This is a genomic window from Cryobacterium cryoconiti, assembly GCF_004403065.1.
GTDB classification, from domain to species: domain Bacteria; phylum Actinomycetota; class Actinomycetes; order Actinomycetales; family Microbacteriaceae; genus Cryobacterium; species Cryobacterium cryoconiti.
On record NZ_SOHA01000032.1, the window covers coordinates 91,100 to 116,205 of the forward strand.

The window sequence follows — 25,106 nt, forward strand, 5'->3', positions numbered from 1 at the left end:
TGGTAGTTTGGTCTAAACCGAAGAGTGCAGGAGAGCGCCATGTTTGTGGGCATCACCAATTCGCCGCGGGACTATGCCTGGGGTTCGACCACCGCCATCGCGGGTCTGCTCGGCTACGCCCCGTCGGGCAAGCCCGAAGCCGAACTCTGGCTCGGTGCGCACCCAGGTTCGCCGAGCGTCATCACGGACCCCGCGCAGGTCGGCGGCCACACCACGTTGCTGGACTGGATCACGGCGTCGCCGGAGGCCGCCCTGGGTGCCCCGCTGGGCGCACCGCTCGGCGCGCCGGCCTCGCCTGCCGCGCCGCGGTTGTCGTTCCTCCTGAAGATCCTCGCGGCCCAGAGCCCGCTCTCGCTGCAGGCGCATCCGACGTCGGAGCGCGCACGCACGGGCTTCGTCCTGGAGAACGCGGCAGGCATTCCGACGGATGCGGCGGACCGCAACTACCGGGACCCGTTCCACAAGCCCGAACTCATTTTCGCCCTCAGCGAGACGTTCGAGGTGCTGTGCGGTTTCCGTGAACTGCGCGAGATCCGCGGCATCCTGGGTGAATTCCGGGCCCTGGACGTGGCCTCGGACAACCCGCAACCCGGCGCGCTCGACGCACTCGAGCGCCGGCTGCTGGGCGACGACGCGTTGCGCGACTGCGTGGACTGGCTGCTCCGCGACGGTCGCGGCGGCGACTCCGGTGAGGTGGCCTGGCTGGTGGAACGGGTGGTCGCGCTCGCCGAGAGCGCGGCCGAGCTGGCCGCAGACGGTGCGATCCTCGACTACCCGCTGGAACTCGCCACCGTGCGGGATCTCGCCCGCGCCTACCCGGGTGACCCCGGCATCGTGATCTCGCTGCTGACGAACCGGGTGTCGCTGAAGCGCGGTGAGGTGCTGTACCTGCCGGCCGGCAACATCCACGCCTACCTGTCCGGCCTCGGCGTGGAGCTGATGGCCTCGTCGGATAACGTGTTGCGCGGTGGGCTGAGCCCCAAGCACATCGACGTCGACGAGCTGCTCGAGGTGCTCGACTTCACCCCGCTGCCCGTGCCGTACCTGCCGCCGGTGGTGTCGTCGCCGGGCGTCTCGGAGTACCACCCCGACGTCGACGACTTCGTGCTGGTGCACATCGCGGCGGAGGCGGCGGCCGCGTCGGGCGCTGACGGCGGGGTGCCGATGCGGCAGTTCACGCTGACGGGACCCGCCATCGCCATCTGCACGGCCGGGGGATTCCTCGTGGCCGGTGCGGGGGCATCCGTCGCCCTCAAACGCGGCGAGTCGGTCTACATCACGCCCGACGAGGGCACGCTCACCTTCGCCGGTGTCGGCGACGTCTTCCTGGCCACGACCCCCTAGCCCGTCCCGCCCCTCACCAATTCGACGGAGATTTTGGCCGAAAACCCGGTATTCACCGGTTTCCGGGCCATCTGCAGCAAATTCTCCGTCGGATTCGTTATCCGTGCCGTGCCGTGTCGGGTTCGTTCGGATGCGTGCGTGCCTGCAATCGGGAACGGCGGGACCTCCCCAGACTGCGACGGCGGCGCGCTGTGCACAGGGTGACGGATGCCGCGCCGCGGGTCGATCCACGCTGCGAGGCTTCGGGCCATGCGCACGCTCGCCAGGGACATCGTCGACCACGGACTCTTCGTCAAGCGCGCCACACTCCGCGCCCGAGGCTGGAGCGATGGTCATCTCCGCGCTGAGGTGAGCCGGGGAACGATCGTCCGGGTGCGCAAGGGCTGGTACTCCGTGCCGTGGGCGCCGCCGTCGGCAATCGAGGCGTTCCGGATCGGCGGGTGGCTGACCGGATTGAGCAGTCTGAAGTCCTACGGGATCTGGACCCCGACCACCGCCAAACTCCACGTGAGCGTGCCCAGTGCCGCGCGCGGATTGCGGCGACGGAACTCGAGGACGACTACCTGCGCAAACCCTCGCCGGCATTCCCGCCATTCCCTGAACGGATGACCCGGGCCCGTCGCCGCGTCGGCTAGCGGTCGGTCGGTCCCGCTGCGGCATCCGCTGCCACTCGCCCACACGGGCGCCCGGGCAGCCCGGGTGCCCGGCACCGGCACCGGCACCATCCTCCGTCTCCCGTCCCCGACGACCGGCCGCGCCGACATCCCGGATCGACCCCTCTGCCGGAGGCTAGGCTTGTGGGGCGGCAGTGCCCTATTGCCGTCAGATCTTGCGAGGTTCAGATGGCTTGGCTTGTCACCGGAGGCGCCGGCTACATCGGCTCCCACATCGTTCGTGCGTTCCTCGAGGAAGGCATCGAGGTGGTCGTCATCGACGACCTCTCCAGCGGGCACGCCGATTTCGTGCCGGACGGGGTTCCCTTCATTCGGGGCACGATCCTCGACCGCGATCTGCTGATGCGCACGTTCGCCGAGCACACCATCTCCGGCGTTGTGCACGTGGCCGGTTACAAGTACGCCGGCGTCTCGGTACAACGTCCGCTGCACACCTACGAGCAGAACGTCACGGCCATGGCCACGCTGCTGTCGGCCATGCAGGAATCCCAGGTCAAACGGATGGTGTTCTCCTCGAGCGCGGCCGTCTACGGCACCCCGCACACCGACCTGGTCACCGAGGACACCCCGAAGAGCCCCGAATCCCCCTACGGGGAGTCGAAGCTGATCGGCGAGTGGCTGCTGCGCGACCAGGCCGTCGCCGCCGAGCTGAGCTACACCGCACTGCGCTACTTCAATGTGGTCGGCTCCGGTGCGCTCGACCTGCGCGACACCAGCCCGCACAACCTCTTCCCCCTGGTCTTCGACGCCCTGATGGAGGGACGCACACCGAGCATCAACGGCAACGACTACGCCACCCCCGACGGAACCTGCGTGCGCGACTACATCCACGTGGCCGACCTGGCCGTCTCGCACGTTGCGGCGGCTCGCCGACTCGACGCCGGCACGCCCGTGCTGCCCGTGTACAACCTCGGCAGCGGCGACGGGGTGTCGGTGGGCGAAATCATGTCGACCGTGTCCGCCGTGACCGGGATCGACTTCGAGCCCGTGATCGGCCCGCGCCGCGCCGGGGACCCCGACCGGATCGTCGCCTCCGGTGACCTTGCCGCCCGCGATCTGGACTGGGTCATGCGCCACACGCTGAGCGAAATGGTGCGGAGCGCCTGGGAATCCCGACAGGCGGCATCCGTCACCGGGTAGCCGCGGCGACCAAACAAATCCGAACGATTTGCGCTCTTGGGCGAGTCGAAACTCTCCAGCGAATATTGAGGGTTTACTATCTGCGACTTGACGGCAAGGAATTACACGGCTGTAATTAGGGCTGACGCGTAATTTTGGGGCACATTTTGCAGTGGGGTGGATGACGATATGGCGCTATCAGAGTCTCGTGCCGGGGTACCGGAGGACTGGTTCGTAGATCCGGTCCGTCTCGGCGTACCCGGTGTTCGCACAGATGCGGGCGACGGTGATCCTTTGTCGTGGCAGTCGGATTCGCTCTGCGCGCAGACCGACCCGGAGGCATTCTTTCCGGAAAAGGGCGGGTCGACCCGCGATGCCAAGAAGATTTGCTCGTCGTGCGAGGTGCGAACCCAGTGCCTGCAGTACGCGCTGGCGAACGACGAACGATTCGGCATCTGGGGTGGGCTTTCCGAGCGGGAGCGCCGCAAGTTGCGCAAGCGCGCCAGCTAGGCAGGATCTGCTGCGGTTTCGAGGCTCGCCCTCAACATTGCCCCGTATCGGGCCCGATCCACTTAGGCTGTTCTCCATATGCATGCCAGAGTCACCGCCATCCTTGTCGCCCGTAACGGCGCGAAACACCTCAAGAGAACCCTCGAGGCGCTGAGCCGCCAGACGCGCCAGCCCGACGTCGTGATCATGGTCGACTGCGGTTCGACCGACCAGACGTCGGAGCTTCTCGCTGCCTACGGCCCGACTCACTACATCTCTGCGGATGCCGCACTCAGCTTCGGCGAGGCCATCGCCACGGCCGTCCGGGTCGTCGCGCCCCCGGAATCCGACCGCGAGATGCTGTGGCTCCTCGCTCAGGACAGCGCGCCCGAGCCTGGTGCACTGGCGGCCCTGCTCGGCGAACTCGAGATCGCACCATCCGTCGCCGTGGCCGGTCCGAAGGTCATGCACTGGGACGCCGGCGACTACATCCATGACTTCGGCCAGTCCCTGACGCCCGGCGGGACGACCGTCACCCTGGTGGAGAGCGAACTCGACCAGGGCCAGCATGACGGTATGAGCGATGTGCTCGGCGTCAGTGCCGGGGGAATGCTGGTGCGCCACATCGTCTGGCAGCAACTGGGCGGTTTCGACCCGGCGCTGCCGTCGGCGGACGACTCCCTCGACTTCTGCGTTCGGGTGCGGATGGCCGGCTACCGCGTCTCCGGCGTCGCCGCGGCCCAGGTGGCCACGGCCGGCGACGGTATTGCCGGCGCCAGCGGTTCCTCCCGGGGCCGCGCCCGCCGCAAGAGGCTGCGCACCATGCGGGCCGCGCAACTGCATCGCCGCCTCGTCTACTCTCCGGGCTGGATGATCCCGTTCCACTGGCTGGCGATGGTTCCCCTCGCGGTGCTGCGCTCGTTCGTGCAGCTCCTGCAGAAGGAGCCGGGCGCCATCCCGGGCGAGTACTCGGCCGCGTTCGCCACCGCCTTCAGCGGCCTCCGGGTGCGCGCAGCCCGGCGCCGCTTCGGGGCCACCCGCACGCTGGGCTGGAGTTCGATCGCGTCGCTGCGCGTGCCCGCGGCCGAGGTGCGACGACGCCAGGCCCTCCGGCGTGAAGCCAGCCTGACCGGTGTGAACCCTGAGGTGCCCGAGATCCGCTTCCTCTCCGGCGGCGGCGCCTGGACCGTTCTCGCCGCCCTGGTCGCCGGACTCATCGTCCTCGCGCCTCTGATCGGCGCCCGCACCCTGACCGGCGGCGGTCTGCTGCCCCTCGCTTCCACTCCCGCCGAACTCTGGCAGAGCATCGGCTACGGCTGGCGCGACATCGGCCTCGGCTTCGTCGGCGGCGCCGACCCGTTCGCCTCGGTGCTGGCCGTGATCGGCTCGCTCACCTTCTGGGCACCCTCCTTCTCCCTCGTGCTGCTCTACTTCCTGGCCCTGCCGCTGGCCGCCCTCGGCGCCTGGCTGGCTGCGACCCGGCTCTCCGAGCGCGCCTCCATCCGCGCCATCGCCGCCGTGCTCTGGATGCTCGCGCCCACCTTCCTCAGCGCCCTCGCGGCAGGCCGGCCGGCCGCGATCCTCGTGCACCTGCTGCTGCCGTGGCTCTTCTTCGCCGGGTTCATGGCCGCCCGATCCTGGTCGGCCTCCGCCTCCGCAGCCCTCCTTTTCGCCGCGATCGTGGCCGCAGCCCCGTCGCTCGCGCCCGCGCTCCTCGTGGTCTGGCTGATCGCCATGCTGGTCAGCGGTCGCAGCGGGATGCGGTTCATCGGAATCCCCTTGCCTGCCCTCGCCCTGGCGGCGCCGCTGATCTGGGACCAGGGTCTGCGCGGCAACTGGCTGGCCCTCCTTGCCGACCCGGGCGTGCCTCTGCCGGGACCCGACGTGTCGGTGTGGCAGCTGCTGCTCGGCTTCCCGACCGGCCAGCTCGGCGGCTGGACCCCGCTGCTCGAAACGCTCGGCCTGCCCGGCGTCGACGCCTTCGTGCTCGTGCCGGTACTGCTGGTGCCGCTCGCCGCGCTCGGCGTGCTCGCCCTGTTCCTGCCCGGCGCCCGCGGTGCGAGCTTCTCACTGCTGACCGCCCTGCTCGGCGCGGCCACGGCCATCGCCGCGAGCCAGCTGCACCTCACCGCGATCGGCGGCCAGACGGCCGCGATCTGGGCTGGTACCGGCCTCAGCCTCTACTGGCTCGGCCTGATCGGCGCGGTGGTCTTCGCGTTGCGCGGGATGCGCCGTTTCGCGATCGCACCGGCCGTCACCGCGATCGTCGCGCTGGTGATCGTGGTGGCACCCCTGGTCGCGGCCCTGCCGCTCGGCACCAGCGTGGTTCGCGAGGGCATCGACCGCACCCAGCCCGCGTTCGTCAGCGCTGAGGCGCAGACGGATGCCCGCGTCGGCACCCTGCAGATCGTTCCTCAGCCCGACGGTGGAATCCTTGCCACCATCGTGCGCGGATCCGGCGCCACCCTGAACGCCCAGTCCACCCTCAGCAGCACCGACTCGTCCCTGTCCGCACGCGAGGAGGAGTTGGCCACGCTGGCCGGCAATCTCGCGTCGCGCAGCGGGCTCGACGGCGCGGCGGGACTGGCCGACTTCGGCATCCGTTTCGTGTTGCTCCGCCCGGCCGCCGTCACCGTGACCAGCCCCGGCGCCGCGGAATCGGCCACCCCGGAAGCCGCCGAAACCCTCGGTCGCACGACAACCGCCCTCGACGGCAACGCCGCGCTCGCCCCTGTGGGCGACACGGTCTTCGGCCGGCTCTGGCAGTACGAGGTGACGGATGCCCCGGTCGCCACGGCCGAGAACGGCGCCATCCCGGCGAACGCCGGTGGCACCCTCGGGTTCGTGTTCTTCCTGATCGCCGTTCTCGTGGTCGGCGCCACCGTGCTTCTGTCCCTGCCGACCGGCGCCGGTCCGGAAGCGGTACGGCAGGCCAGCCGGGACGCCATCCGTAATACGGCCAAGGCCCGAACCAAGGAGAGCAAGCGCCTCGCGAAGGCCGCAGCCCGCAAGAAAACGGGCCATGCACCCGCCGCGGCGCCCGACGGACCCGACGCGGTGATCCACGCTGCCCCGTCCGACGGCACCCCCGCCGATCCTTCCTCAACCGACACCGGCACCGACACCGGCACCGACACTGGCACCGCACCGGCCGCGTCCGATACCGCTGCCGCCGACGACAGCACCGGAGACCCCGGCACCCCTGCATCCCGTTCGGAGGAACACGACCATGCCCAGTAAACGCGCAGCAGCCCTCTTCGGGGCGCGGGCCGTGGCCGGACTGGTCGGTATCGGCGTCATCGTCGCATCCGTCGGCGCCGCCGGGCTGATCGACTGGCCCACCGTGGACGCGACACCGTCGTCTGTGATCGTGTCGCCGACGCCCAGCGAGCAGCAGCGGGTCTGCCCGGGGCCGCTCCTCACCCGGGCCGAAGACTCCAGCCAGGCGCAGTCCGTGAGTTCGGTCGGAGCGGCCGCAGCCGTCTTCGGCGCACGGCAGGCAGCGGCCGACGCCGACTGGATCCAGCCGGAAGCCACCGACCTGGCGGCCCCCGACAATGCGAACACCTCCGGCGCTCCGCTGCTCCTGCGCGTGCCGACACCGCCGGGATCCGCGGCGGCTCCTCTGGTCGCCGGCAGCCAATCCCAGACTGCGGCCGGGGAAACGCTGGGCGGGCTGGCCGTTGCGGGCTGCGGCGAGGCGGCCGGTGACAGCTGGCTCGTCGGCGGGTCCACCGACGTGGGACGCACCAGCCTCGTGCTGCTCAGCAATCCCACCACGGTCGTCGCCACCGTCGACCTGACCGTTTTCGGCGAGACCGGCGAGGTGGATGCGCCCGGTTCGACCGGCATCCTCGTTCAGCCGGGCTCGCAGCGCGTCGTCTCCCTCGCCGGGCTGGCCCCCAACCTCCGGTCGCCCGTCGTGCACATGGAGTCGCAGGGCGGCCAGGTGGCTGCCACTCTCCAGCAGAGCATCGTGCGCGGGCTCGAACCCGGCGGCGTCGACCTCATCGGCGTCTCGAGCGGGCCAGCCGATTCGCAGGTCATCGCGGGTGTGCTCGTGACGGCGGGAACCGGGGCGGATGCTGCCACCGAGGTCGGCGGCCTCGCCGACGACGTGACGAGCGTGCGGGTGCTCGTGCCCGGAACGGAGCCGGCCACGGTGCAGATCGGTGTGACGGATGCCTCCGGTCAGGCCGGGGGTTCGTCGCTTCAGGTCGACATCCAGCCCGGAGTGGCCACCGAGGTGCCTCTGACCGGACTGGCCACCGGCACCTATTCGCTGAAACTGACCGCGAGCGAGCCGATCGTGGCGGCGGCGCAGAGCTCGGCAGCGGGCTCAGCGGGCCGCGACTTCTCCTGGTTCGCGTCGTCGGATTCCCTCACCGACGAGTTCCTGGTGGCGACCGCGGACGGCCCGTCGCCGCAACTCAACCTGGTCAACACCGGCAGCTCGGACGCGACCTACGCGGTCGCCCCGGAACAGGGCGAACCTCTCTCGGTGACGGTTCCGGCCGGCGGAGCGGCCACCCTGGCGGTCGCCGTGGCAGAGCGGTACGTCGTCACCGGCGGTGACTCGACCGTGGCCTCCGTGGCCTACTCCGGAGACGGCCTGCTCGCGGCGTTCGCGCTCAGCCAGGCCGGCCCTCTGGCCGCCCCGATCCGCGTCTACCCGCGTTGATGGCCATCGCTGACGTTCGAACCGCCGTCATCGGCGGGTCCGGTCTGTACCGTCTTTTCGACGGGGGAATCGACGCATCCGTCGACGTCGCCACGCCCTATGGGCCGACCTCGGCGCCGATCACCATCGGCGTGCGGGCCGGGCAACGTGTCGCCTTCCTGCCGCGGCACGGAGGAGACCACTCGGTGGCGCCGCACCTGATCAACTACCGGGCCAATATCTGGGCGCTGGCGTCGCTCGGCGTCACAGCCGTGATCTCCTCGTCGGCAGTCGGCGGCGTCAGCCCCGAATACCCGCCGGGCCGCCTGGTCGTGACGGACCAGTTCATCGACCGCACCTCGGCCCGCGCCGACACCTTCTTCGACCAGGGGACGGTGGCGCACCTGGCCGCCGCCGACCCGTTCGACCCGGCCCTGCGGCGCCTGGCCATCGGGGCGCTCGAGGCTCTCGGCGAGGACTTCGCGCCCACCGGAACCTGCATCGTGATCCAGGGGCCGCGGTTCTCGACCCGGGCGGAATCGCTGTGGTACCGCGCCGTCGGGGCACACACCGTCAACATGACGCAGTACCCGGAGGTCGTTCTGGCTGCCGAGCTCAACATGGGCACCGTCAATCTGTCCTTCGTCACCGACTCCGATGCGGGGCTGGCTCCCGCCGTCGACGACGCCGCCGCCGATCCGGACGCGGTCTCCGCCGGGCTGGTCTTCGAACGCTTGCGGGCTGCCCAGCCGCGCATCCTCGCCGCGATCGACGGCATCCTGCGCGCCCTGCCGGACGAGTACGCGCCGCGTGAGCTGATCGACCCGGAGCAGGTGCGCGCCGTGCTCGGCGGGCCGCCGCTTCCCGCCGGCAACCCAGCCTCCGCCGGACACCGCGCGTGACCCGGCGCCTGCTCGTCACCGGCGGCGCCGGCTTCATCGGCGGCGCCATCGTCGCCGGCGCCCTCGACCGCGGCTGGCAGGTGCGGGTGCTCGACTCGCTCCGCAGCGACGTGCACGGCGGCCTTCCCGTTCTTCCCGCGGGTGTCGACGTGATCGTCGGTGACGTGACCGACGCATCCGTCGTCGCGCTCGCCCTCCGCGACACGGATGTCGTCTGTCACCAGGCCGCGAAGGTCGGCCTCGGCGTCGACTTCGCCGACGCCCCCGACTATGTGCACAGCAACGAGGTCGGCACGGCCGTGCTGCTCGCCGCGATGACGTCGGCCGGCATCGACCGGCTCGTCCTGGCCTCCTCGATGGTGGTCTACGGGGAGGGCAGCTACCGCGGCCCCGACGGTTTCACCCGGCCGGGTCCCCGCCGCGAGGCCGACCTGCTGCGGGGCGTGTTCGACCCCGTCGACGAGGTCACCGGCGAGGCTCTCGAGCCGCTGCTGGTGTCTGAAGACGACCCGCTCGACCCGCGCAACGTCTACGCGAGCACCAAGCTGGGGCAGGAGTACCTTGCGTCGGCGTGGGCCCGTTCCACCGGCGGCCGGGCCGTCGCCCTCCGCTATCACAACGTGTACGGACCGGGGATGCCGCAGAACACGCCCTACGCGGGCGTCGCGTCGTTGTTCCGCTCGGCCCTGGAACGCGGGGAGGCTCCGCGCGTCTACGAGGACGGCCGCCAACGCCGCGACTTCGTGCACGTCGCCGACGTCGCGTCGGCGAACCTCGCCGCCCTCGACTGGACCGCGGGCGCCGAGCCGTCCACCTTCCGCCCGTTCAACGTGGGCAGCGGCGTCGTGCACACCATCGGCGAGATGGCCGGGGCCCTCAGCCGGGCCACCGACGGTCCGGCCCCCGTCGTGACCGGCCAGTTCCGGCTCGGCGATGTGCGGCACATCACGGCGTCGTCCGAGCGGCTGCGCCGCGAGCTCGGCTGGGTGCCCGCCGTCTCCTTCGACGACGGCATGCGCTCCTTCGCGACCGCGCCCCTGCGCGCCGCCGTCACCCGGTAGCGCCCGGCGCCCACCCCCGTCTCGTCGCGCGGGTTCAGTCGGCGACGAGCGGATGCTGCGGCAGCAGCACCTCGAACCGGCAGCCGTCGGCCACGTTGAAGACCCGCACCTCGCCGTGGTGCGCCCGCACGATCCCCTGCACGATCGCGAGGCCGAGGCCCGCACCGCCGCTGCCCAGAGGCTCGGCCGCCGGGGTGCGCGGACCGCTCGCCCGCCAACCGGCCTCGAAGACCCGGCCGAGGTCGCGCTCCGGGATGCCGCCCGCGGCATCCGTCACCGAAATCACGGCGTGCTCGGTGGCCGTGGCACCCGACCCGGCACCCGACGAGGAACTCGCCGTGACCGAGACCACGATCGGGCTGCCGGCCGGCGAATGCTGGATCGCATTCATCACGAGATTGCCGACCACGCGGGAGAGTTCGCGCGGGTCGGCGAGGATGGTCAGGCCGGTCTCCCCGGCGAAACGCAGATCGAGCGACTTGGCCTGGGCGATCGGCGAGAGCCCGGCCACCGCGTCGCTGATCAGGTCGTACAGCGACACCGGCTGCAGGGTCAGGCGCAGGGTGCCCGAGTGGATCTTCGACAGCTCGAACAGGTCGTCGACCATGCCCGTGAGCCGGTCCACCTGCCCGCGCATCTGCGTGTAATACCGGTGCGGGTCCTCGACCATCCCGTCTTCGAGGGCTTCGGCCATGGCCCGGATGCCCGCGAGCGGCGTGCGCAGGTCGTGCGAGATCCAGGTGATCAGTTCGCGCCGTGACTCCTCGATCTGGTTCTCGCGGGCGCGGGATTCGGCCAGACGTTCCCCGGTCGCGGCCAGCTCGCCGGCCAGCGCCGTGAACTCGTTGTTGCTGTGCCGGTCGGTAGCCGCGACGCGTTCCCCGCGTCCGATGCTGGCCGCGGCCGAACGCAGGGTGCGGCTGTCGCGAGCGAGCTGGCGGCCGAGCACCGCGGCCATCGCCAGCGACACCAGTCCGGCGACACCGGCCACCGAGTAGAAGACCGTGAGGTCATGCCGGGACACATACATCTGCGAGGCCGCCGCCGCCATCCCGCCGACGACCGACACCACGGTGGCGAGGGCGACGACCATCAGCTGCAGCACGAGCGATGAGCGGGCGAGCAGCCGGAGCACGAGCAGGCCGGCGGCCCCCACGATCACCGCGCAGGCCAGCGCGAACAGCGACACCGCGAGGAGCACGTCCGGGGTCATGACGGCCGCCCCGCGAGCGTCAGGGGTACCGGGTCGAACCGGTAGCCGACCCCCCAGACCGTGTTCAGCATCCGTGGCTGGGCCGGGTCGGCCTCGATCTTCTCGCGTAGCCGGCGCACGTGCACGGTCACCGTGGACAGGTCACCGAATTCCCAGCCCCAGACGGAGCGGAGCAGGTCCTCCCGGCTGAGTACCTCGTGCGGGCGTCCGATCAGATAGGCCAGCAGGTCGAATTCGCGAGTGGTGAGCACCAACGGATCGCCGCGCAGCCGCACCTCGTGCGCCCGGGCGTCGAGGCTGAACTCGCCGACCGTGATCAGGCCGGCCGGCACCACCGCGGAGACGCTGCGGCGCAGCACCGACTGCACCCGCAGCACGAGTTCGCGGGGAGAGAACGGTTTGGTGAGGTAATCGTCGGCGCCGGCTTCGAGGCCGTCGATGCGGTCGTCCTCCTGGTTGAGGGCGGTCAGCATGATCACCGGAATCTCCCAGTCGCCACGGATGCGACGGCACACCTCGATCCCGTCCCGGAGCGGCAGCATCCGGTCGAGCACGACGAGATCCGGTCGCAGCCGCTCCGCCATATCGAGTGCCGCCTGGCCGTCCGACGCCTCATCGACCAGAAACCCGGCGGCCCGGAGGTAGCGGCAGACGACTTCGGACACCGTCGGGTCGTCGTCGACGACGAGGACGCGGAGGTCGGCGGTCGGGCGCGAATCGCCCGGGAGCTGGGAAGAAGGCACGAATTCAGGATAGAGCCGCGGGCGGCACACAGAGCAGGTCGGGGCCCGCGACGGCAATCCTTCCTCAGTCCGTAATCTCTTCGGTTGTTTCGGCCGGTCCGGCCCCCATAGTGTCGAATCATGACTCCGATCCCCGAGGACCGCGCGTGACCACGCCTGTCCAGGTTGACCTCGTGCTGCCGTGCCTGAACGAGGCCGGCGCCCTGCCCTGGGTGCTGTCGCGCCTGCCGGAGGGGTATCGGGCCATCGTCGTCGACAACGGCTCCACCGACGGTTCGGCGGAGATCGCAGCCGCAGCCGGAGCCCTGGTCGTGCCCGAAACCCGCCGCGGGTTCGGCGCCGCCGCACATGCGGGCCTGCTGGCCGCCACCGCGCCGATCGTCGCGTTCTGCGACGCCGACGCCTCCATGGACCCGGCCGAGCTGCCGGCGCTGGTGGGACCGGTATCGCACGGGACAGCCGATCTCGTGCTGGGTCGCCGCCGTCCCGCGATCGCTCGATCCTGGCCGCTGCACGCCCGCATGGCCAATTCCAGTCTGTCCTGGCGTCTGCGCCGAATAACAGGTGTGAAAATCCATGACCTCGGCCCCATGCGCGCCGCGCGCCGCACCGACCTGCTGAACCTCGACCTCCGGGACCGCCGCAGCGGCTATCCGCTGGAAATGTTCCTGAAGGCGGCGGAGGCGAACTGGCGCATCCTCGAGGTGGACACCTCCTATGCCCCGCGGGTCGGTCGCAGCAAGGTGACCGGCACCGTGCGCGGAACCCTCACCGCGGTCAAGGACATGTCCGCCCTCCTTCGGGAGACGAACCGATGACGACCATCGTGGTGATCGCCAAGGAATGCCTTCCCGGCCGGGTGAAGACCCGGCTGCACCCGCCGCTGAGTCTCGAGCAGGCTGCCGAACTGGCGGCGGCCAGCCTCGACGACACCCTCGGTGCGCTCGCCTCCCTGCCGGCGAGCCGTCGCATCCTGGCCTTCGACGGGGTCATTCCGCCGCGCGCCGCGGCCGGCTACGAGATCCTGCCCCAGGCCGAAGGCACGCTCGATCTGCGGCTGGCTGCCGTGTTCGACGCCTGCGAGGGCCCGACCGTGCTGGTCGGTATGGACACACCGCAGCTGACGAAGTCCCTGCTCGAACCCGTGTTCACCGACTGGACCGACGACGTGGATGCCTGGTTCGGCTTCGCGAACGACGGCGGTTTCTGGACCCTGGGCCTGAACGACCCGACCGGTGACCTGCTCCGGGGCGTGCCGATGTCTCGCAGTGACACGGGCGCGCGTCAGCTGAAACGGTTGACGGATGCCGGGCTCCGGGTGAGCCTGCTGCCGACGCTCACCGACGTGGACACCATCGACGACGCCCACCGGGTCGCGCAGATCGCACCCCACGGCGGATTCGCCAGGGCCCTGGCGGCCATGATGGCGCCGAGCGCGACGGACGGCCCGCGATGACGGCGCTGGCCGCACGACTCGAGGGAGAGTGGACCCCCGAACCGACCACCTTCGGCGCGGGCGGTGCGGAACCCTACGCCGCCGCCCTGCGGAACTCCGACAACGTGCTCTACCTTCGCCGCGCGGTCTCCGGCGAACCGGCCACGATCGACGCCGGCCGGTGGAGCGCGGACGCCGACGACACCGACCTCCGCCTGCTCGACGGAATCACCGGACCGGTGCTCGACATCGGCTGCGGTCCCGGGCGGATGGTGCGAGCGGCCATGGGCCGCGGCCTGACCGCGCTCGGACTCGACGTCTCGGCGACGGCGGTTCGGATGGCTGCCGACGCCGGCCTCAGCGTGCTGCAGGGCAGCGTGTTCGACCCGTTGCCGCGGGAGGGCGACTGGGCGGCGGCGCTGCTGGTGGACGGCAACATCGGAATCGGCGGCGACGCATCCGCTCTCCTCGCTCGCTGCGCCGAACTGCTGGCGCCGGACGGCGTGCTTCTGGTCGAGCTGAGCCACGATGCGGCCAGGGACGACAGCTACCTCGGCACGATCGAGGACTCAACCGGGCTCCAGAGCGCCGTGTTCCCCTGGGCGGAAATCGGCATCAACGGGCTTCGCGACCGTGCCGGCGCGGCCGGACTCGTCGTGGCTCAGGACTGGCGGCTGGACGGCCGCTGGTTCGCGCGTCTGCTCCGCGCGTAGAGCAGGGCTGACGCCGCCGTCGCCACCAGGGCAACGCCGAGCCAGAACAGGGACAGGTTGCGGCCGTAGTCGAGCGGCAGGATGCTCGGGTTGTTCGGGGTGAGGCTTTGGGCGACGAACGCGGGCACCACGATCAGTGTCATGATCGAGCCGACCACGATGGCGCCCTGAACCACCAGCACGATCGTGCCGGCGACCCGTCGTCCCGCCCGGCGCAGCAGAAGACCGCCGAAGAAGACCAGGGGCGCCACCACGGCGTCATGCAGCACGATTGCCGCGCCGATCCACAGTGCCACCCCGGGCAGACGGTTCACCCGCACGGTGTCGAACAGCACGTAGAGGCCGAACAGGAGCCCGGCGGTGCCGATCAGGATCAGCACGGTGCGGGCCACGCGCATCCGTCGCTCGTCAGCGGCGCGGGGGAGAGCGGCGGCTGTGTTCGTTCCTGTGCTGCTCATGCGGTGATCGCCTCGATCCGGCTCAGCCATTTGGTTTGCAGTACCCCGGGGCGTCCCGGGGCGATCATGCGCGCCGGATAGCCGTGCTGAAGGTCGAGAGTCTCTCCGTTCAGCTCGAGCGCCACCAACGTCAGCGGGTCCCGCACGTACTCCGGCCCCATCTCGGTCTTCTTGAAACTGCCGCGCTCCTCCAGGCTGATCAGGCAAAAGGATGCGCCGGGGTCAGCATCGACCAGATCGGCCAGGTGCGACAGGCGAACCCCGCGCCAGACCGCAAGCTGGCTCCAGCCCTCGACGCAGGCGATGGGCAGCTCCACCTCGGTCTGCGGCATGGCCTCGAGCTCGGTGCGGCTGAAGCTGCGCTCCGCTTCGCCGGCAGCGAGGGTGAGCACCCAGCCGGCGGCGGTGGCGCTCGCGGTGACCTTCGCCTCTTCGGCGGTGCGGTTCACCGGCACGCCCTGCTGCCCCACGCCCTTCTTGCGCGGACCGAACACGTTCAGCGCGTCGAGCGGGGCGAAGGTCTGGCCGGCAGTCAGCCCCACGACGGCGGCACAGGCGATTCCGACGGTGGTGAGGAAGCCCCGGCGGCTCACGGCCGGCGTCGGGGCCGGCTTCTGCGCGGTGGGGGTGTCGTCGATCCAGGCGATCACCCGGCCCGTCACTCCGGACGGTCGCCGGCTGCCCCAGAGTCGCACGGCCTCTCCCTTGGCCGCGTCACGGCGGACGGTCTGCTCGGCGTCCACGTCCGTTGTGACCTCGCCCGCGGCATCCGTTGCCTCATGCTCGGTGTCACCCCGCTCGGTGTCGGCTTCCCGGGTCCAGTACCGGGTGATGGTCGGCAGCTTGATGCCGATGTGCAGCACGAGCAATCCCACCAGCACCCAGCCGAGGGCGTAGTGCACCTCGCGGAACGGGAAGGGCCACGGGTACCACTGATAGGTGTTGAGCAGCCCGATGGTGATCTGCACCAGGGATGCGCCCACGAACAGGGCGATCGATGCGCGCTCGAGTAAATGCAGGAACGACTTCACCGGCGGGGACTGGAACAGATCGGGGAAGACGATGTAGAGCTTGGCCAGCAGCAGCGGGAAGCATGCGATGCCGGCCACGATGTGGGTGCCTTGGGTGAACTGGTACAGCTGGGCGGGCCGGGTGGGAAACCGCATCCACGCCAGCGGCTCCTGCAGGAAGTGGCTGTACAGGCCGGTTCCGAAGCAGAGGATGAACGCGACGCCGAGCAGGCGACCGATCACGACCGCCATCCGGGGATTGCGCACCGGGGAGGCCAGCGCGCGCTGTGCCTCGTACATCATTCGCCTCATGGATCCATTGCATCATCCGGGCGGCCCCGGAAGGCGGCGTAATCCTTACGGTCCGGTGACGCCCACCCGGGTCGATGGGGCACGTCTGCCCGGGGTCCGTCAGGATGGCAGTGTGCGAATCGCTGTTGTCTCCCTTCTCCTCGCCGCCAGTGCGGCCATGACGGCCTTCAGCGTGCTCGCTTACGACCTGTTCAAGCCGGGGCGCGACACCGTGCCCCTCGTTATCTGCACCGCCGCATTGTGGCTGCTGTTCGCGCTCGCCGTTCTGGCGCTGCGCGGGGTGCGGGGCCGGGCCGTGGTCGTGCTGATTCTGGCCGGGTCGGTCGGGATCGGGGCCGCGGCCATGGTCGGGCCGCCCAACACCAGCACGGATTCCGCGCGCTACGCCTGGGACGGCATCGTCGCCACCGCGGGCATTTCGCCGTATGCCTACACACCGGCCGACGACCGGCTCGATGACCTGCGCCCGGACTGGTTGTTCCCGGCACCGGAGCTGACCGAGTCCGGTGATCTCGAATGCGTCGGCGAACGCATCCAGACCGCGCAGAAGACGCAGTCCGGGGATCTGCTCTGTTCGGCGCTGAATCGTACCGGCGTGCCCACGATCTATCCGCCGGCGGCCGAGATCTTCTTCGCCGGAGTGCGCGTACTGACCGGCCCGGAGGCCGAATACTGGCCGCTCCAATTCACGGGCCTCCTGCTCAGCGTCGGCACGACCGTGATGCTTCTGGTCGGGATGCGCCGTCGTGGCATCGACCAGCGGTTCGCCGCGCTGTGGGCCTGGTGCCCGCTCGTGGCCACGGAGGCGGTCACCAACTCCCACGTGGACATGCTCGGGGTGGTCTTCACGCTGGCGGCCGTGTTCCTGGTCACCGGCCGGCGCTACTGGACCGGCGGGATTGCGCTCGGCGCCGCGATCGCGACCAAGCTGATTCCCGTGCTCGCGGCCCCGGCGATGCTGCGCCGCCAGGGCTGGAAGGTGACCGTGGCCGCCGTGGCGACGTTCCTCCTGCTGTACGTGCCGTATGTGCTGACCACCGGCATCGGGGTGCTCGGCTATCTGCCCGGCTACCTCTCCGAGGAAGGGTACGAGGACGGCACCCGCTTCGCCCTGCTCTCGCTGATCGCTCCGGGAGGTTCCGCCGTCATCGTCGCCGGGGTGCTGCTCACCGTCATTGCCGTGTTCGTGATCTGGAAGACGGACCCCGACCAGCCCTGGCTGGGTCAGCTCGTCATGATCGGAAGCGCGCTGCTCATTCTGAGCCCCCGCTACTCCTGGTACGCCCTGCTGCTGCTGCCGTTCATCGCCCTCAGCGGACGCTGGGAGTGGCTCCTCGTGCCGATGGCACTCACGCTGCGCCTGCTGGTGCCGTCGATTCCCCTCACCCGGGTGGCCATCATGACGGCGATCGTCGTGATCGTCGTCATGTCGATCCACCGCGCCCGTCCCGGCATTGCGCAGCGTGTGTTCAGCCGCCGGTGGTTGAGCCTGTCGAAACCCGGTGGTTGAGCTTGTCGAAACCCGGTGGTTGAGCTTGTCGAAACCCGGTGGTTGAGCCTGTCGAAACCCGGTGGTTGAGCTTGTCGAAACCCCGCTCGAAACCCCGGCTCAGAACGGCGCCGGTTCCTCCGAGTCCGGCTGTCGCGGTGGTCGCGCTGTTTCCGGTGCACGGATGATCGTGGCCGGCTCACTGACGAACGTGCGCCCCGTCGGCGAGGTCCACTTCAACGTTCCGTCGGCCAGGTGCAGGTAACTCCACCGCGTTTCGGATTTCAGCGCATGGTCGGCCGGGCACAGATGTGCAAGATTGTCGTGCGCGGTGGGGCCTTCGAATTGCCAGTCGAGGGTGTGGTCGAGGTCGGAATGCGCCGCGGCCCGGCGGCAGCCCGGCCACCGGCAGGTTTCGTCCCGCACCCGCAGGTACCGTCTCAGGTGTTTCGGCACCTTGTAGCGGGTGCGGCCGACGGACAGCACCACTCCGGTCTCCGGGTGGGTGAGGATTCGGATGAAACTCGGCGCCCGGGCCGCGATCTCCCGGGCGGTGTCGGGGTCGATCGGCCCATACCCCTCCAAATGGCCGGGTTCCTCCGAGTGGCCGAGGAGGGTCATCACCGGGACGGTGACATGAACGGTGCCGCGGATGCCCTTGCCGACACCTTTCGCGGTGACCCCGTCGAGGATCAGGTCCGCGAAGGTGTCCGCGCGCAGCTGGGTCAGGGTGCGGGGCTCGTCGGGGGCCAGCAAGCTGATCCCCATCACGGTGATGCGGTCGTACGCTGCTTTCACTTTTTCCGCCGAGTCGACCCAGGACAGTGACGCCATCCCGTCGGCCTCGGGTTCGAAGACCACCCGCCGGTCGGCGACGGATTTCTGGTGCCGAGCGGTGATCGTTTCGGGGTGCAGCCGTTCCCGCATCACGCGCGCCTTGTACTTCAGGTTCGCCACGGTCAGATGGGGTGCGGATCGCAGGAGGGCCTGTTCGAACCCGGGTAGTGCCTCCGCGGGTAGCGACCACGCCTGGTGCATGATGGCCTGCGCGTGCCGATACGTGATCGACCCGGCCTGCAACGCGGCCCGCGTTGCCGGCAGGTCCTCCATCAGGGTCCGGCTTTCGGCGATCAGAGTCTCCGCCGAACGAACCGGCAGCCGCAGGGTGCAGGCCAGCTCGGTCACGAACTCCCGTTCGGCGATCATTGCGGCGTCCCACCGGGCGAGGGGCACCCCGGCGACCGGCGCAGCCCGCGCGGCCTGGGTCGCGCCGGCCTCGGCGCAGCGTCGCGCCTTATCGACCTGCTCGGCCAGGCGTGCGGCCACCCGTGCGGAGTCCGCCTGCGTCTCCCGGATGACGTCGAAGTGACGCCCGAGGGTTTGCTGCTGCTCGCTGTACGAGGTCTTCATGAGGGACACGTTACGGGCGACCACTGACATTCAGAGGCCCCGGCCGACACCCCACGGCGCCCTGTGGATAACCCGATCAAACCCGGTTTGTGGAGGACGAGAAGCGGTCGCCAGGGGGTGCCGCCGGGCATCCGTCGCGGCGCCGGGCGCGGGCATCCGTCGTCACCTAACGGAGGAGATTTTCGCGAAACGCCGGTATTCGTGGCCGCCCGTGCGGCGTGTTGCGAAAATCTCCGCGATTGGCGCGACGACGGATGCCCAGGGGCGGCCTCCAGGCAGTGGCGCACCGGGTCTCGACAGGCTCGACCACCGGGTCTCGACAGGCTCGACCACTGGGTCTCGACAGGCTCGACCACCGGGTCTCGACAGGCTCGACCACCGACAAGCTCGTCCGCCGGGTCTCGACACGCTCGACCACCGGGTCTCGACACGCTCGACCACTGGGTCCCGACACGCTCGACCACCGACACGCTCGACCACCGCGGAGCAACACGAAAGGGCCCGCTGCGCGAGAGCGCAGCGAGCCCTTCAGACTCGGGGTTCTACTTGGTGGCGACCGTGATCTTCGCGATGCCCACCAGGAGCTGGTCAGCGACGGCATCCGTCATGAACGTGTCGTTGAGCAGGCCGGCAGCCTCAGCGGAGATGTGCACGGTGGTGCCTTCGAGGATGGCGTTGTCGCCGTCCATCTGCAGCGGCTTGAGCGTTCCGCCGTACAGGTTGAAGAGGAGAACCTGAGTGGCAGCAGACTCGCCATTGACGCTCACGTCACCGAAAAGCTTGCTGGTGCCGGGGTCGATGGTGAAGTTGGTCAGTTCGACCACGGTTTCGCCGGCGGTCAGGGAGAAGCCGGAGCCCTCGTGCTCGATCGAGCCCTGCACGTAGGGGCGGTAGTCCTCTTCGGGGTCGTAGTAGTCGACGTTTCCACCGGTGATCGGGAAGTGCAGGCTGCCGTCGGTCAAGGTCGCGGTTCCCACGGTGCCGGGGGTGAGGCCGAGGCTGGTCAAAGCCGCGGCGAAGTCGGCGTCGAGGAGAACAGACGTGTCGACGCCTGACAGCGCGGGGATCGAGGCGACGGCCTTGGGGGTCGCCTCCTCGGAGGAGGAGTTGCTCTCTGCTGGGGCGGTCGCATCGGCGGTGGTCGAGCAGGCGGCGAGGCCGGCGATGAGGAGGCCCGCGGTGGCGAGGCTGAGCGTGGTCTTGGTGAGCTTGCGCATGAGGAAATCCTTCGTGTCTGTGGTTGGGATTCAGCGGGTTCTTGGTGCTGAATGAGGTTCGGTCCCCTCCGTCAAACGGTTTGGAATTAGTTCGAATTGGTTGCAGATTCCTTTGGGAGGCCCGTGATAGCTCGGTTCGGGCACAAAAAAGCGACCTGGAAAACCCGGTCGCAATAGGAGTACGCGGGAGTGCTGCGTCAGCCGAAAATGCTGAAAGGGCAGCCGAGGGCAGACCTAGAAGTGCCGGAACCGATCCGGGGCCAGATCCCAGGGGTCCTTGCCGAGCAGTTCGGCGATCGCGCGGAACACGCAGCTCTCGATCACCATCCGGCGGTGCAGGTCGTCATCGCGGTGCAGCCGAGTCAGGCGCTGGATCGGCAGGCGGTAGAACAGCACCCGACGCTCGGCGGGGTACACGGTCCACCGTTCGACGCCGATCCCCGGGAGAACCGAGGCGGGCCCCGCGGCCACCTCGAACGTCACGTCCGAGAGCTGGTCCGGCAGGACCGATCGCAGGTAGTCGACGGTCGAGGCCACGGTCATGTCGAAGGTGTCGATCCGGGTCTGCAACGGCGGCAGGTACGGACCGGTGACCGAGCTGCGGATGCCCCGGCCGTGCCGGTCCCGGCCGCGACCACGCTGAACGGGGGCCGGGGTCGACGCTGCGGAAGGGCGAGCTCGAGACATAACCTCATCCTAGTTCGGCTGGTCGAACGGGTAGCCTGTAGGCAATGTCATTCAGGCCCTGTTCCCGCGTCGCCTGCCCGGAGGAATCCGCCGCGACACTCACCTTCGACTACGTCGACGCCATGGCCGTGCTCGGTCCGCTTGCCATTCAGCGGGAGCCCCACACGTTCGACCTGTGCGCCCGCCACGCCAGGCTCACCACAGCCCCGCAGGGCTGGCAGTTGATGCGGCTCCGTTCGCCGGGCGAGCCGGCGTCCGCATCCGCGTCCGCATCCGCGTCCGCGTCCGCATCCGCGTCCGCGTCCGCGTCCGAATCCGAATCCGAATCCGAATCCGACGGAGCCGAAGCGTGACGCCCCCGACGGATGCCGCCGCTCGCCTCGCCGCCGTCGTCGGCCCGCATGAGGTGCGCGGCACGGCCGCCGCACCACTGACCGCCGATCTGGTGGCCGCCCTGGCCGCCGCCTTCGTCGACGAGGTCGGCGCGCAGAGCCGCGAAGTGCTCATCGGGTATGCCGGGAGCGAGCCGGTGGATCTCGTGGCCGCCTTCACGCGCGGTGCGCAGTCGCGTGGTGCGACCGTCGTCGACCTCGGCAGGTGCGGCTCGGACCAGATCCGTTTCGGCTCGGGCACTCTCAACGCCCCGGCCGCCTTCATCTCCGTTCCGCCGGGTGCCGGGGCAGCGCTGACCGTGCTGCGCGCGGGCGCGCTGGAGGTCAGCCTGGACCACGGGCTCGGGGCCATCCGCGACCGCGCCATTGCGTATCTGGCCGACGGACCGATGCCGGTGACCGTGCCCGGCGGCCGGCGTGAGCTCGATCTTCTGGCTGACTACGCGGCGGCCCTGCGCGCTCTGGTCGGCCTCCGCGGCATCCGCCCGCTCACCGTCGTGGTCGACGCCGGCGGCGGGGCGGCTTCGGCCAGCGCCCCGGCTGTTCTCGGCAACCCGAACGCGACAGCACCAGAAGCGATCGCCCTGCCCGTCACCGTCGTCTCCCTCCCGTTCACCCCCGACCCCGAGCCGCACCTGGTCGACCTGGCTGCTCCGGCCACACTCGTCGACCTGAAGAACGCCGTGATTCAGCACGATGCCGACCTTGGACTCGGGTTCGACACCGACGCAGGCCGCTGTGTCGTGATCGATGAGACCGGTTCCGTCGTGGCCCCGTCCGCGATCGGGGCCATCCTCTGCCGGCGTCAGATCGAGCGGGCGCGTGCCGAGAACCCGGGTCAGGACCTGTCGGTACTGTACGACCACACCGTCTCCCGCGTGGTGCCGGAGACCATCGAGGCCGCCGGCGCCCATGCGCTCCCCACGCCGGTCGGCGGTGAGCTGATGCGGGCCGAGCTGCGCGCGACAGGCGCCGTCTTCGGCTGCGGTCACTCCGGCGACTACTTTTTCCCCTCGTTCTGGTCCGCAGACAGCGGCCTGCTCGCGGCATTGCAGGTGCTCGCGGAGGTCGGCTCCCAGCCCCGCCCACTGTCCGAACTGGCGACGGATGCCCTGCCCTACTCCCATTCCGGCGAGATCGGCTGCTCGGTCGAGAGCGTGCCCGCGGTGTATGCGCGCATCGTCGACACCTGGATGGGAGACGCCGATTTCGAGGAGTTCGACGGTCTCACGGTCACCGGGATGACGAGCGCCGATGAAGCGTTCTGGTGGTTGAACGTGCGCCTGGCGACGTCGGATGAAGCGATGGAGCCGGGGCAGCAGCCGGCGTTGGAGTCGGTTCTGTGCCTCACGGTGGAGGCCGCCACCCCCGAGGTGATGGTGCGCATCCGCGACGAGGCTCTGGCTCTGATCCAGGGGGCGTAGACCTGCCAGGTCCCGGCGGCGTCAGGTGTAAAGCTCAGGTTACGAGCACGTTTCGGCCCCCGTGTCGGTTTCGACGCCCTTGTTCGGGTGACATACGCTGACACACGCATCCCCACGGATCCACGATTCCCGACGGATTCACGATCCCCAACGGATCCAGGCCGACCGCACCGTCGCGGCGGCTGGTTCCCACTGAAACAGGAGTGACATGGCCAACCTGACGGACACAGAACCTTCATCCGCAGAGCAGAGCGGGGGAGAACGGCACCTGGCCAAGACCCTCAAACCGCGCCACCTCTCGATGATCGCCATCGCCGGAGTGATCGGCGCCGGCCTCTTCGTCGGTTCGGGCGCGGCGATCCAGCAAGCCGGCCCGGGCATCCTGGTGGCCTACACCCTCGCCGGGCTGCTCGTCATCCTGGTCATGCGCATGCTGGGCGAAATGGCTGCGGCGCATCCGGAAACCGGATCATTCTCCAGCTACGCCGACAAGGCCCTCGGTCGCTGGGCCGGGCTGAGCATCGGTTGGTTGTACGCCTGGTTCTGGATCATCGTGCTCGGGATCGAGGCCACGGCCGGCGCTGCGATCGTGCACCGCTGGGTGCCCGAAGTGGACCAGTGGGTCTGGGCGCTGATCTTGATGGTGCTCCTCACGCTCACCAACGTCGCCTCCGTCAAGATATTCGGTGAATTCGAGTTCTGGTTCGCGTCGATCAAGGTGGCGGCCATCGCGATCTTCCTGCTGCTCGGTGTCGTGGCCATCATCGGGCTGATGCCCGGGGTCGCAGCGCCGGGTATGAGCAACCTCACCGGCAACGGCGGGTTCTTCCCCAGCGGCAGCGGCGCTGTGCTCGGCGGTGTGCTCGTGGTCGTGTTCTCGTTCTTCGGTGCGGAGATCGCCACCATCGCGGCCGGCGAATCCGAGAACCCCGTCGACGCCGTCAAGAAGGCCGTCAAGTCCACGGTCTGGCGCATCCTGGTCTTCTACATCGGCTCCATCGCCATCGTCGTCACGCTGCTCCCCTGGAACAGCGCCTCCGTGGCGAAGAGCCCCTATGTCGCCGTGATCGAGCTCTACGGAATCCCGGGGGCCGGCACGATCATGGACATCATCGTTCTGACCAGCGTGCTCTCCTGCCTGAACTCGGGTCTCTACACCGCGAGCCGCATGCTCTTCTCCCTGTCCGAGCGCGGTGACGCACCCAAGGCGTGGTCCAAGATCTCCGTCCGCGGCGTTCCGCGCGGTGCAGTGCTGTCGTCAACGGTGGTGGGGTTCATCACGGTGGGGATGAACTACCTGTACCCCGACACTGTCTTCCTCTTCCTGGTGAACACCTCGGGCGCGATCGCGCTCCTCGTCTGGTTGGTCATCGCCGTCTCACAGCTCCTGCTCCGCCGCCGCATGGGTACGGATGCCGCGAGCCGGCTGTCCCTGAAGATGTGGGCGTTCCCCTACCTCACCTGGGTGGCCATCGCCGCGATCGTTGCCCTGCTCGTGGGTATGGCGATCCTGGAACGCACGCGCCAGGAACTCCTGATGTCGATGCTGCTGGCGGGCATCGTGGTGGGCATCGGTCTGTGGAAGTACCGCGGGAACCTGGGTCCGGTGCGCGTCCCGGCCGACGAGGCCTCCACGCCGGTAACTGTCAGCGAGGAAACACCAGTTTCGAAGTAAACCTGCGCGGATGCCGCCCGGTCGTTCTGCCTTTCGGGGTGTGACACGCCCGGGCGGTTTCTGGTTTTGACGGCCCCGCGCGGGGACCGTAATGTATTCAAACGTACCCCACAGGTGCGGAAAGCCGCAGAGCTTCCCGGCCTCACGTGGAACCAAAGTTTTTAGCTTCGCCCAGTGCGTGTATCCGTTTCGGATCGGTGCGGGGGAGGCCTAAGATAGTAACTCTCCCCGGCTTCTTGTTATGGCTTGGTTGGTGGTTGTTGTGAGTCGCTTTAGTGCACTCGAAACAGGCTGCCGGCCTTGATTTGACAGGGTCTGGCCGGGCAGGTAAGTTATACAAGTTGCCCCGAAGCGACAGCCCATTATAGGGCCTGAAGTCGGGTGCGTCCGATCCTTGAGAACTCAACAGCGTGCACAATGTCAAATGCCAAAAACCTCGTGATTTGGATCCGTTTCTAGCGGTGAAGAGTCAGGAGATTCCTTTGGAAAACATTTAAACAACAAAGCAAGTCAGTAATGATTTGTTCTGTCAGTTTCAAACTTGTGTCTGGTCCGCCTATTCCGGCGGTCAGTCACACTGGATGTGCCGTCTCGGTCCCTGAGCTTGTCGAAGGGTCGGGTCGTGCAATCAAACATTTACGGAGAGTTTGATCCTGGCTCAGGACGAACGCTGGCGGCG

At 69.2% G+C, this 25,106-nt stretch carries 22 protein-coding genes; 15 read left to right on the forward strand and 7 right to left on the reverse strand.

The features are described 5' to 3' along the window. The first annotated feature begins 39 nt into the window (after nucleotides 1–39). The 8 genes from manA (at nucleotide 40) to E3T49_RS10525 (ending at nucleotide 10,249) form a co-directional block, all read left to right on the forward strand. Nucleotides 40–1,344 (forward strand): mannose-6-phosphate isomerase, class I, encoded by a 1,305-nt coding sequence (gene manA, locus E3T49_RS10490; RefSeq protein WP_134424851.1) that lies wholly within the window; start codon nucleotides 40–42, stop codon nucleotides 1,342–1,344. 249 nt (nucleotides 1,345–1,593) lie between these two features. Beyond that, nucleotides 1,594–1,953 carry a hypothetical protein gene (locus E3T49_RS10495; RefSeq protein ID WP_134424852.1) on the forward strand — a complete coding sequence of 120 codons (360 nt, stop codon included), beginning with the start codon at nucleotides 1,594–1,596 and terminating at the stop codon, nucleotides 1,951–1,953. Between the two features lie 233 nt (nucleotides 1,954–2,186). Continuing rightward, on the forward strand, nucleotides 2,187–3,158 hold the full coding sequence (galE, locus tag E3T49_RS10500; protein ID WP_134424853.1) for a UDP-glucose 4-epimerase GalE: 972 nt from the start codon (nucleotides 2,187–2,189) through the stop codon (nucleotides 3,156–3,158). Between the two features lie 168 nt (nucleotides 3,159–3,326). Beyond that, a complete protein-coding gene (locus E3T49_RS10505; protein ID WP_134424854.1) occupies nucleotides 3,327–3,647 on the forward strand; it encodes a WhiB family transcriptional regulator in 321 nt (106 codons plus the stop codon). Between the two features lie 78 nt (nucleotides 3,648–3,725). Next, a complete protein-coding gene (locus tag E3T49_RS10510) occupies nucleotides 3,726–6,866 on the forward strand; it encodes a glycosyltransferase family 2 protein (RefSeq protein WP_134424855.1) in 3,141 nt (1,046 codons plus the stop codon). Next, the gene (locus E3T49_RS10515) at nucleotides 6,856–8,307 is read left to right on the forward strand and encodes a DUF5719 family protein (protein ID WP_134424856.1); all 1,452 of its coding nucleotides are present in this window, start codon (nucleotides 6,856–6,858) and stop codon (nucleotides 8,305–8,307) included. Before E3T49_RS10510 ends, E3T49_RS10515 begins: the two co-directional genes overlap by 11 nt. Further along, nucleotides 8,307–9,188: an MTAP family purine nucleoside phosphorylase gene (locus E3T49_RS10520; RefSeq protein ID WP_134424857.1), complete on the forward strand. Its 882-nt coding sequence runs from the start codon at nucleotides 8,307–8,309 to the stop codon at nucleotides 9,186–9,188. The genes E3T49_RS10515 and E3T49_RS10520 overlap by 1 nt, the downstream gene beginning before the upstream one ends. Further along, the gene (locus tag E3T49_RS10525) at nucleotides 9,185–10,249 is read left to right on the forward strand and encodes an NAD-dependent epimerase/dehydratase family protein (RefSeq protein WP_134424858.1); all 1,065 of its coding nucleotides are present in this window, start codon (nucleotides 9,185–9,187) and stop codon (nucleotides 10,247–10,249) included. Before E3T49_RS10520 ends, E3T49_RS10525 begins: the two co-directional genes overlap by 4 nt. A gap of 34 nt (nucleotides 10,250–10,283) precedes the next feature. Here E3T49_RS10525 and E3T49_RS10530 read toward each other — a convergent pair whose 3' ends face one another. Together E3T49_RS10530 and E3T49_RS10535 are read right to left on the reverse strand one after the other, a co-directional pair. Further along, nucleotides 10,284–11,462, reverse strand: coding sequence for a sensor histidine kinase (locus E3T49_RS10530; RefSeq protein WP_134424859.1), 1,179 nt, complete (start codon nucleotides 11,460–11,462; stop codon nucleotides 10,284–10,286). Then, entirely contained in the window at nucleotides 11,459–12,205 is a 747-nt protein-coding gene (locus E3T49_RS10535) for a response regulator transcription factor (protein WP_134424860.1), read from the reverse strand. The genes E3T49_RS10530 and E3T49_RS10535 overlap by 4 nt, the downstream gene beginning before the upstream one ends. A gap of 146 nt (nucleotides 12,206–12,351) precedes the next feature. Here E3T49_RS10535 and E3T49_RS10540 point away from each other — a divergent pair, with 146 nt between their 5' ends. The 3 genes from E3T49_RS10540 to E3T49_RS10550 are packed head-to-tail and all read left to right on the forward strand — an operon-like array spanning nucleotide 12,352 to nucleotide 14,353. Further along, nucleotides 12,352–13,023: a glycosyltransferase family 2 protein gene (locus tag E3T49_RS10540; RefSeq protein WP_134424861.1), complete on the forward strand. Its 672-nt coding sequence runs from the start codon at nucleotides 12,352–12,354 to the stop codon at nucleotides 13,021–13,023. After that, nucleotides 13,020–13,661, forward strand: a complete 642-nt coding sequence (locus E3T49_RS10545; protein WP_134424862.1) for a TIGR04282 family arsenosugar biosynthesis glycosyltransferase — start codon at nucleotides 13,020–13,022, stop codon at nucleotides 13,659–13,661. The genes E3T49_RS10540 and E3T49_RS10545 overlap by 4 nt, the downstream gene beginning before the upstream one ends. After that, a complete protein-coding gene (locus E3T49_RS10550; protein WP_134424863.1) occupies nucleotides 13,658–14,353 on the forward strand; it encodes a class I SAM-dependent methyltransferase in 696 nt (231 codons plus the stop codon). The genes E3T49_RS10545 and E3T49_RS10550 overlap by 4 nt, the downstream gene beginning before the upstream one ends. Here E3T49_RS10550 and E3T49_RS10555 read toward each other — a convergent pair. Continuing rightward, nucleotides 14,302–14,811, reverse strand: a complete 510-nt coding sequence (locus E3T49_RS10555; RefSeq protein WP_134424864.1) for a hypothetical protein — start codon at nucleotides 14,809–14,811, stop codon at nucleotides 14,302–14,304. The genes E3T49_RS10550 and E3T49_RS10555 overlap by 52 nt on opposite strands. After that, the gene (locus E3T49_RS10560; protein ID WP_134424865.1) at nucleotides 14,808–16,133 is read right to left on the reverse strand and encodes a molybdopterin-dependent oxidoreductase; all 1,326 of its coding nucleotides are present in this window, start codon (nucleotides 16,131–16,133) and stop codon (nucleotides 14,808–14,810) included. Before E3T49_RS10560 ends, E3T49_RS10555 begins: the two co-directional genes overlap by 4 nt. Before the next feature lie 112 nt (nucleotides 16,134–16,245). On the opposite strand from E3T49_RS10560, the gene E3T49_RS10565 reads away from it, so the two are divergent. Next, nucleotides 16,246–17,643, forward strand: coding sequence for a glycosyltransferase family 87 protein (locus tag E3T49_RS10565; protein WP_134424866.1), 1,398 nt, complete (start codon nucleotides 16,246–16,248; stop codon nucleotides 17,641–17,643). Between the two features lie 99 nt (nucleotides 17,644–17,742). On the opposite strand, the gene E3T49_RS10570 is transcribed toward E3T49_RS10565, so the two are convergent. The 3 genes from E3T49_RS10570 to E3T49_RS10580 form a co-directional block, all read right to left on the reverse strand. Continuing rightward, on the reverse strand, nucleotides 17,743–19,032 hold the full coding sequence (locus E3T49_RS10570) for an HNH endonuclease signature motif containing protein (protein WP_166785524.1): 1,290 nt from the start codon (nucleotides 19,030–19,032) through the stop codon (nucleotides 17,743–17,745). A gap of 542 nt (nucleotides 19,033–19,574) precedes the next feature. Then, entirely contained in the window at nucleotides 19,575–20,249 is a 675-nt protein-coding gene (locus E3T49_RS10575; RefSeq protein ID WP_134424868.1) for a DcrB/PsbP domain-containing protein, read from the reverse strand. A gap of 234 nt (nucleotides 20,250–20,483) precedes the next feature. Continuing rightward, nucleotides 20,484–20,936, reverse strand: coding sequence for a metallopeptidase family protein (locus E3T49_RS10580; protein ID WP_134424869.1), 453 nt, complete (start codon nucleotides 20,934–20,936; stop codon nucleotides 20,484–20,486). A gap of 44 nt (nucleotides 20,937–20,980) precedes the next feature. Here E3T49_RS10580 and E3T49_RS10585 point away from each other — a divergent pair, with 44 nt between their 5' ends. The 3 genes from E3T49_RS10585 (at nucleotide 20,981) to E3T49_RS10595 (ending at nucleotide 24,427) form a co-directional block, all read left to right on the forward strand. Beyond that, a complete protein-coding gene (locus E3T49_RS10585; protein ID WP_134424870.1) occupies nucleotides 20,981–21,289 on the forward strand; it encodes a DUF3499 family protein in 309 nt (102 codons plus the stop codon). After that, the gene (locus tag E3T49_RS10590) at nucleotides 21,286–22,752 is read left to right on the forward strand and encodes a phosphohexomutase domain-containing protein (protein WP_134424871.1); all 1,467 of its coding nucleotides are present in this window, start codon (nucleotides 21,286–21,288) and stop codon (nucleotides 22,750–22,752) included. The genes E3T49_RS10585 and E3T49_RS10590 overlap by 4 nt, the downstream gene beginning before the upstream one ends. 208 nt (nucleotides 22,753–22,960) lie before the next feature. Further along, nucleotides 22,961–24,427, forward strand: a complete 1,467-nt coding sequence (locus tag E3T49_RS10595) for an amino acid permease (protein ID WP_134424872.1) — start codon at nucleotides 22,961–22,963, stop codon at nucleotides 24,425–24,427. Nucleotides 24,428–25,106 lie beyond the last annotated feature (679 nt).